At 59.2% G+C, this 6115-nt stretch carries 6 protein-coding genes and 1 pseudogene; all 7 read right to left on the reverse strand.

Annotation, left to right across the window (positions count from 1 at the left end; genetic code table 11):
- Nucleotides 1-1305, reverse strand: a complete 1305-nt coding sequence (gene phoR, locus JWQ61_RS09225) for a phosphate regulon sensor histidine kinase PhoR (protein WP_304360266.1) — start codon at nt 1303-1305, stop codon at nt 1-3.
- Between the two features lie 122 nt (nt 1306-1427).
- Nucleotides 1428-2117, reverse strand: coding sequence for a winged helix-turn-helix domain-containing protein (locus JWQ61_RS09230; protein ID WP_304360267.1), 690 nt, complete (start codon nt 2115-2117; stop codon nt 1428-1430).
- Nucleotides 2118-2148: 31 nt separating this feature from the next.
- Nucleotides 2149-2856: a phosphate signaling complex protein PhoU gene (phoU, locus tag JWQ61_RS09235; protein ID WP_304360268.1), complete on the reverse strand. Its 708-nt coding sequence runs from the start codon at nt 2854-2856 to the stop codon at nt 2149-2151.
- 49 nt (nt 2857-2905) lie between these two features.
- The gene (gene pstB, locus JWQ61_RS09240) at nt 2906-3682 is read right to left on the reverse strand and encodes a phosphate ABC transporter ATP-binding protein PstB (RefSeq protein WP_120235532.1); all 777 of its coding nucleotides are present in this window, start codon (nt 3680-3682) and stop codon (nt 2906-2908) included.
- A 38-nt stretch (nt 3683-3720) separates the two neighbouring features.
- The gene (gene pstA / locus JWQ61_RS09245; RefSeq protein ID WP_304360269.1) at nt 3721-4614 is read right to left on the reverse strand and encodes a phosphate ABC transporter permease PstA; all 894 of its coding nucleotides are present in this window, start codon (nt 4612-4614) and stop codon (nt 3721-3723) included.
- Nucleotides 4611-5639 (reverse strand): phosphate ABC transporter permease subunit PstC, encoded by a 1029-nt coding sequence (pstC, locus tag JWQ61_RS09250; protein WP_014006492.1) that lies wholly within the window; start codon nt 5637-5639, stop codon nt 4611-4613. The genes pstA and pstC overlap by 4 nt, the downstream gene beginning before the upstream one ends.
- Before the next feature lie 222 nt (nt 5640-5861).
- Nucleotides 5862-6115: pseudogene (locus tag JWQ61_RS09255) on the reverse strand (phosphate ABC transporter substrate-binding protein PstS); the annotation flags it as partial.

Consider the following 6115-nt stretch of genomic DNA (forward strand, 5'->3'; position numbering starts at 1 on the left):
TCAATCTTTCGCCACAGCAACGACTGATGTCGCCGGCAATTTGACTGTAAACACACTGCCCTCGCCCGGCCGCGATTCAACCCCCAGGCTGCCGTGATGGCGCAGCAATACATGCTTGACGATCGCCAGGCCGAGGCCGGTGCCCTGGGTTTCCCGCGAGCGGCTTTTATCGACACGGTAAAAACGCTCGGTGAGCCGCGAAATATGCTCGGCACTGATGCCGATGCCGGAATCCTTGACCACCAGCTGCGGACCGGCCTTGGCGTTTTGCCACAGGATCTGGATTTTGCCGCCGGCCGGCGTATAACGCACCGCATTGGAAATCAGATTGCTGAAAGCGCTGCGCAGCTCGTCGTTGCTGCCGGTGATGTCGGGACCGTCGACCGCCAGCGAAAAACTGTGTTTGCCGGCCGACAGGACCTCGGCTTCCAGCAGCAGGCTGCGCAGCATGGCTTGCATATCCACCGGTTCGGGGCGCAAGGGATAGTCGATCGATTCCAGCCGCGTCAGGGTCAGCATGTCGCCGATCAGGTTTTGCATGCGATGGCCCTGCTCCGTCATCAGCTGCAGATGGGCGGCGCGGGTTTTCTGGTCGAGACCGGGCTGCGCCTGTGCAATCTCCAGGAAACCGTTGATCACGGTCAGCGGCGTACGCAATTCGTGCGAGGCATTGGCGATGAAATCGCGCCGCATCATGTCGATTCTTTCGGATTCGGTGGCGTCGTGGGTCACCAGGATCTGGCGCCGATTCTCGAACGGGATGATCTGCACGATGAGCTTGCGTTCGCGCAGGCTCAGGGTCAGCGGCTGGTCGTAGCGGCCCAGGATGATGTAGTCGATGAAATCCGGGGTGCGGATCAGGTTGGTGACCCGCATGCCCTTGTCGCGCCCGTGCTGCAAGCCCAGGTGACGCTCCGCGGCCGGATTGCACCACTCCAGGAACAAGACATCGTCCATGATGACGACGCCGTCGGGCAGCAGATGCATGGCCTGGCGGAAGCGCGCCAGCCACTCGCTCAGTTCGGTCTGGTGCTTTTCATCGTCGCGCCGCAAACGATAAAGGCGCGAAAAAATGTCGGTCCATGCACCCCAGCCGTCCGGCAGTTTTTCGCTGCGCGGATTGTCCAGCCAGCCGCTGAGCCGGAACAGGTAATGCAGCTGCACCACCACGGCAACCGACATCAGCGCCAGGCCCAATAACAAACCGGGCAACACGCCAAACAGGGCCCAGACCACGCCCGAGATGACAAAGATCAGCAGGATCCGCAGCAAGGCCGGGATCCAGAACAACATCTGTGGATTCATAAATCACTATTATGCGAGGGAAGCATCGTTCATCGCGCCGAGCCGCAGCAAATGGCTCGCGCTTGAAATCCAGCTCTTTATTGCGCTATGTTATTGCGCTCTGTTTGCGCCCTATTATTGCGCTATTTTGCCGAAAGCATGTAGCCGACGCTGCGCACCGTGCGAATCAGGTGCTCCGATTCGCGCAGCGCCTTGCGCAGGCGCAGCACGTGGACATCCACGGTGCGTTCTTCGATCACGACGTGGTCGCCCCAGACCTTGTCGAGCAGCTGGCTGCGCGAAAACACCCGGTCCGGATTGGCCATGAAGAATTTCAGCAGGCGGTATTCGGCGTGGCCGATATCGATCTTCTGGTTTTCCAGGCAGACTGAACAGCTGGCCGGATCGAGCGACACCGCACCGGCCGACATCATGCCGGGGACTTCGTCAGCCCCTTTGCGCCGCAACAGCGCCTTGACCCGCGAGGTCAGTTCACGCGGCGAAAACGGCTTGGTCATGTAGTCGTCTGCACCGTTGTCGAGGCCGGATATCTTGTCCTCTTCCATGCTTTTTGCGGTCAGCATCATGATCAGCATGGACTGCAGCTGGCGATCCGCGCGCATTTGCGACAGCAGGCGCAAACCGCTCTGGTCCGGCAGCATCCAGTCCAGCAGCACCAGGTGCGGCATGCGGCGCTGGACGAACTCCCAGCCGTCGGCGGCGGTATGCACGATGGACGGAGTCCAGCCGGCTTCCTTGATGGTAAAACCGATCAGCTCGGCAATCGCCGGCTCATCTTCAATGATCAGGATGGATGTTTTATCAGCGGCCATTTTTTAACATGCAGTGAATATTACGCTTCGATCAAGCCTCGTCGTCATCGCGCTGGCTGGTGGCGTAGTCGGTGTGGCGGATGTCCTTGCCCTCGACGATGTAGATCACGTACTCGGCGATGTTCTTAGCGTGATCGCCGATGCGTTCGACCGCCTTGGCCACCCACAAGGTATCCATCGACGCCGAAATCGTGCGCGGATCTTCCATCATGAAAGTGATCAGGTTGCGCATGATCGAGCGGAAGTCGCGATCGATCACTTCGTCTTGCGCAATCAGCTTCATGGCCTGCTTCTCGTCCAGGCGCGCCAGCGCATCCAGCGCATCGTGCAGCAGGTCAGCCGCACCGACGGCGATGACGCGCACCGTTTCGGTGTGGTCGATAGTGCCCGCGCCGCGTTTGTGCAGATGGATCGCGGTACGCGCGATTTTTGCCGCTTCGTCGCCGATCCGTTCCAGGTCGGTGATCACCTTGATGGTCGCCATCACCGTGCGCAAATCGTTGGCAGTCGGCTGGCGGCGCACGATCAGGTGGCTGCAGGCGTCATCCAGTTCGATTTCCAGGCGGTTGACCTGGTCGTCATCCTTGATCACCCGTTCCGCCGCATCCAGGTTGCCGTTGCGGAAAACGTTGATCGCTTCCTGGAACTGGCGCTCGACCAGTCCGCCCATGAGCAATACCTTGGAACGTATGGTTTCCAAATCCGTGTCGTACTGCTTTGAAGAGTGTTCGCCGCTCATCTGATTTCCTTCTGTTCTTTACGCATCAAGGTTGAGGCTGTCGCTGGCATTAACCGAAGCGGCCTGTAATGTAATCCTGGGTCTCTTTACGTGCCGGATTCATGAAAATCTGGTCGGTCTCGCCGAACTCCACCAGCTCGCCCAGGTACATATAGGCGGTGTAGTCGGAGCAGCGCGCCGCCTGCTGCATGTTGTGCGTCACGATGGCGATGGTGTAGTCCTGTTTCAGTTCGCTGATCAGCTCTTCCACCTTGGCGGTCGAGATCGGATCCAGCGCCGAGGTCGGTTCGTCCAGCAGCAAGACGTCCGGACGCACCGCCACGCTGCGAGCGATGCACAGGCGCTGCTGCTGACCGCCCGACAGGCTCAGGCCGCTCTTGTTCAGCTTGTCCTTGACTTCGCCCCACAAGGCCGCCTTCGACAGCGCCCATTCAACGCGCTCGTCCATCTCGCCTTTGGGCAGGTTTTCATACAGGCGGATGCCGAACGCAATGTTGTCGTAGATCGACATCGGAAACGGCGTCGGCTTCTGGAACACCATTCCGACCTTGGCGCGCAGCATGTTCAGGTCCTGTCCGGCTTCCAGGATGTTGCGGCCGGCGTACATGATCTTGCCTTCCGCGCGCTGGCCCGGGTACAGGTCGTACATCCGGTTCAGGGTGCGCAGCAAGGTGGATTTGCCGCAGCCAGAAGGACCGATAAATGCAGTCACTTTCTTTTCATTGACATGCAGATTGATGTTCTTCAAGCCCTGGAAATTGCCGTAAAAGAAATTCAGCTGCGAGATTTCTATGGTCGGCTGCTTGTCGAGAGTGTTCGGTTTCATTGAGGTTTGCATAATAATGGCAATCTAAGTGAATTCAGTTAGCCGGGAATCTTCTGGCTGAATAGCGAACGCGATACGATGTTCAAGGCCAGCACGCTGAAAGTGATCAGCAAGGCTCCGCCCCACGCCAGCGGCACCCAGTTGTCAAACGGGCTCATCGCAAACTGGCTGATCACCACCGGCAGGTTTGCAATCGGCTTGTTCATGTTGGTGCTGAAGAACTGGTTGTTCAGGGCGGTGAACAGCAAAGGCGCCGTTTCCCCGGCAATCCGCGCCACCGCCAGCAAGACGCCGGTGACCACGCCGGCCTTGACCGCGCGCAGGCGCACCAGCAAGGCTACTTTCCAGCGCGGTGCGCCCAGGGAAAACGCTGCTTCGCGCAGGTTGCCCGGCACCAGCTTGAGCATGTTGTCGGTCGTCCGCACCACCACCGGCACCGCAATCAGCGACAAGGCGAAGGTGCCGGCCCAGCCGGAAAAATGGCCGACCTTGGCAACGTAGATCGCGTAGACAAACAAGCCGATCACGATCGACGGCGCAGACAACATGATGTCGGTGACAAAGCGCGTCACCTGCGCCAGCTTGCTCTCCTCGCCATATTCGGCCAGGTAGATGCCGGCCAGGATGCCGATCGGGGTGCTGATCACCGTCGCCAGTCCCACCAGCATCAGGCTGCCGATGATCGGGTTCAGCAAACCGCCGGTGCCGGAACCTGGGGCAGGCGTATTTTGCGTCAGGATGCCGAGGTTCAGCGCGCCAAAGCCCTTGACCACCAGCGTCGCCAGGATCCAGGCCAGCACCGCTATGCCCAGCGCCATCGCCAGGAACGACAGCACCATGCCGAAACGATGCATCAGCAGGCGCTTGCGGTAGACCTTGTTGACCGGCGGAGTTGCCCGGATACTGGCATCCGCTTGCGAAGAATTACTCATTTGGCACCTTCTTTACGGGACATGCCCATCAACATGATTTTGGCGATCGACAAGACGATAAAGGTAATCACGAACAGGATCAGGCCCAACGCAAACAAGGCCGATACATGCAGCGTGCTGGAAGCCTCGGCGATTTCGTTGGCCAGCGTCGAGGCGATGCTGTTACCCGAGGCAAACAGCGACCACGACAGCCGCTGCGCATTGCCGATCACGAAGGTCACCGCCATGGTCTCGCCCAAGGCGCGCCCGAGGCCGAGCATGACGCCGCCGACCACACCGGTCTTGGCGTAAGGCAGGACCACCTTGCGCACCACTTCCCAGCGCGTGCAGCCGAGGCCGTAGGCGGACTCTTTCAGCACCGCGGGAACAACTTCGAATACGTCCCGCATGACGGAGGAAATGAACGGGATGATCATCACCGCCAGGATCAGGCCCGCGGTGAGCAAGCCTATGCCCATTTTGGGACCGTTGAACAAAGCGCCGATCAGCGGCAAGTGGCCAAGCGTGGCGGACAGGAAAGGCTGGCCGTACTGGGCAAACAGCGGCGCGAATACAAACAGCCCCCACATGCCGTAGATGATGCTCGGCACGCCGGCCAGCAGCTCTACCGCGGTGCCCAGCGGGCGGCGCAGTTTTGCCGGGCAGATTTCCGTCAGGAACAAGGCGATCCCGAAACTCACCGGGAACGCGATCGCCAGTGCGATGAACGAAGTCACCAGGGTGCCGACGATGGCGATCATCGCGCCGTAATGGTCGTTGACCGGATCCCACTCGACGGTGGTGATGAAAGATGGCCCGAACTCGCGGAACACTGGCCAGGCACCGATCGCCAGGCAAACGATGATGCCGAGCAGGACCAGCAGCACGATCAGCGAAAACAGCAGCGTGACCTTGTGGAAAAGGAAATCCTGGATGCGTTGCTTACGCATTGTGGCAAGCAGGCTCTGATGCGATAAACCCGCTTCTTCAGCGCTGATTGCCTGGGGTGAGATCGATTGTGCCATGACAGGAATATTTGCACTCATGAGTAGCGATATCCGATGAAGAATAAGAAGCGGCGGCGGGAATTGCAACTGCCAGACCGCGCTCGACCTGGAGATATTTCGCGTGGGGACTAGGTGATTCAATACTATTAACGGCGCAGGCAGCTTATTCCCCGAACAACTGCCCCGCCCACAACACAACTGCAACAACTGAAACTTGCGATCCGGATTTGAGCTATCCCAAATCCGGATCAGGTACGACTATTACCAGACAGCCTTGCCAGCGTTATCCTTGATCTGGGCTTTCCACGATTCTTCCACCAGCTTCACCACAGACGCAGGAATCGCGACATAGTCCAGCTCGGTAGCCGAAGCGCCGCCGTTCTTGTATGCCCATTCAAAGAACTTCAGGACTTCCTTGCCCTTGGCGGCATCGGCCTGGTTCTTGTGGATCAGGATGAAAGAAGCGCTGGTGATAGGCCAGCTGGCCTTGCCGGCCGCGTCGGTGAAATCCACCG

Origin of the sequence: Collimonas fungivorans (genome assembly GCF_028292705.1) — a bacterium.
GTDB lineage: Bacteria > Pseudomonadota > Gammaproteobacteria > Burkholderiales > Burkholderiaceae_D > Collimonas > Collimonas fungivorans_B.

Coding starts and splice junctions, on each gene's coding strand:
- JWQ61_RS09230 (WP_304360267.1), bottom strand. CDS start 2,117: ATGGCCGCTGATAAAACATCCATCCTGATCATTGAAGATGAGCCGGCG.
- phoR (WP_304360266.1), bottom strand. CDS start 1,305: ATGAATCCACAGATGTTGTTCTGGATCCCGGCCTTGCTGCGGATCCTG.
- pstB (WP_120235532.1), bottom strand. CDS start 3,682: ATGAAACCGAACACTCTCGACAAGCAGCCGACCATAGAAATCTCGCAG.
- phoU (WP_304360268.1), bottom strand. CDS start 2,856: ATGAGCGGCGAACACTCTTCAAAGCAGTACGACACGGATTTGGAAACC.
- pstC (WP_014006492.1), bottom strand. CDS start 5,639: ATGAGTGCAAATATTCCTGTCATGGCACAATCGATCTCACCCCAGGCA.
- pstA (WP_304360269.1), bottom strand. CDS start 4,614: ATGAGTAATTCTTCGCAAGCGGATGCCAGTATCCGGGCAACTCCGCCG.